The sequence below is a fragment of the Rhizobacter sp. P3_B12 genome (assembly GCF_056402895.1).
The window spans coordinates 1-1,710 of the sequence record NZ_JBFUGN010001173.1; the positions used below are offsets into that span (position 1 = coordinate 1).

General features: G+C 69.2%; 2 protein-coding genes. Both read right to left on the reverse strand.

Annotated features, from left to right (window positions below; all coding sequences use genetic code 11):
- Window positions 1–267: 267 nt before the first annotated feature.
- Window positions 268–1,491 (reverse strand): HlyD family type I secretion periplasmic adaptor subunit, encoded by a 1,224-nt coding sequence (locus AC1D01_RS33445; RefSeq protein WP_477873775.1) that lies wholly within the window; start codon window positions 1,489–1,491, stop codon window positions 268–270.
- Window positions 1,492–1,493: 2 nt separating this feature from the next.
- Window positions 1,494–1,710, reverse strand: a 217-nt coding sequence (locus AC1D01_RS33450; RefSeq protein WP_477873776.1) for a hypothetical protein, incomplete at its 5' end; no start/stop codon positions are given.

Genomic DNA, 1,710 nt, shown 5'->3' on the forward strand with positions numbered 1-1,710 from the left:
CACAAAGGCGCGGGTGGGGAGTCTGGGGAGCGCCAATCAGGGCGGGGCGCCGGAGCTGGCTGGTTTCGTGGCCCCGCGCGAAGCGCGATCGTCAACTGACTGTCGCCCACTGTTTGACCACAACGAACGAAGTGAGTGGCGGGAGTTTGGGCGACGGGCCACGAAACCAGTCAGCGGAGGGCAGTCATTGCCCCGCCAGGGGCAATGACCGCACCGACCGGCGAGCCCCAGACTCCCCGCCCGCGCCTTTGCCACGCAGCCACCCAGTCAACGTTCCCGAAACGCCTCTTTGGACTTCAGCATCGGCCGCAGCAGGAAGCTCAGCACCGACCGCTCCCCGGTCCGCACCTCCACCGAGCCGGTCATGCCCGGCAGCACCGTCAGCGGCTTGCCCTTCTCGCGCAGCGTGGAGCGCTCGGTGCGCAGCATCACGCGGTAGTAGGTCTGGTCCGGCGCGGCCGCCTTCTCGGTGTCGCCGAGCGCGTCAGGACTGATGTACTCGATCTTGCCCTTCAGCCCGCCGTAGGTCGTGTAGTCATAGGCCGCCAGCTTGACCTCGGCCGTCTGCCCGACCCGCAGGAAGCCGATCTCCGACGGCTTCACGCGCGCCTCGATCAGCACCCGCGACGTGATCGGCACGATCTCCATCATCGCGGCGCCCGGGCTCACGACGCCGCCCACCGTCACCGAGCGGATGTTCTTCACCAGCCCGCGCACCGGCGACTTCAGCACCGTGCGGCGCAACACATCCTGCCGGCCGGCGAGTTGCTCCTCGATCTGCGCCAGGTCGGTCTGCACCCGCACGAGCTCGGTGCTCGCGTCCTGCCGGAAACGATTGACCCGCTCCTGCGACTGCAGGTGCAGGTCGTTGACCTGGCGGCGCAGCCGCATCACCTCGACCTCCGACATCAGGCCCTTCGCCGACATCGCCTCCGAGACGCCCAGCTCCTTCATCACCAGTTCGATGCTGCGGCTGTTCGAGCGCACCGCCTCGTCGAGCCCGCGCTTGCGGGCGTTGTAGGCATCGGTCTCCGATTCCACGACGCTGGACAGCGCCGACACGTCGGATGGGAACTGCAAGGCCCGGCCGTTCGCCTCGGCCGTCAGCCGCGCGACCGTGCCGCGCAGCGCAGCGCGCTTGACCTGGCCCTCGTTCTGCTGCGATTCGAAGCGCGTCGGGTCGAGCTGCGCCAGCTCCTGCCCCTCCTGCACCTGCATGCCCTCGCRCACGAACAGCTCGCGCAGGATGCCGCCCTCCAGGCTCGCGATCACCTGCTCCTTGCCGTCGGGCACCACGCGGCCGTCGGCACGCGTGATCTCGTCGACGCGAGCGGTCGACGCCCATGCGATCGCGACGATCACCGCGAGCGCCATCAGGTACAGCGTCCAGGTCGCGCGCGACATGTCGTCCATCACCTGCGCGGCGCGGACCTCGCTGAGGAACTTGGCGTCGCCGGCTTTCAGCTCGGCTTGTTTCTTCTTGCCGAACATGCTCAGACTGCCGCCTCACGTTGCACCGGTTGGGTGGCCGGATGCAGGTGGACATTGCCCGGGCCCGTGCCCTCCGGCGTCGCCGTCGCCGCCGGCTTCGCACCCGACAACGCCGCCAGCACCTGGGCCTTCGGCCCGTCGAGCACGACCCTGCCGCCGTCGACCACGATCACCCGCTGCGCCAGCTCCAGCACCGCCGGGCGGTGCGTCACCATGATC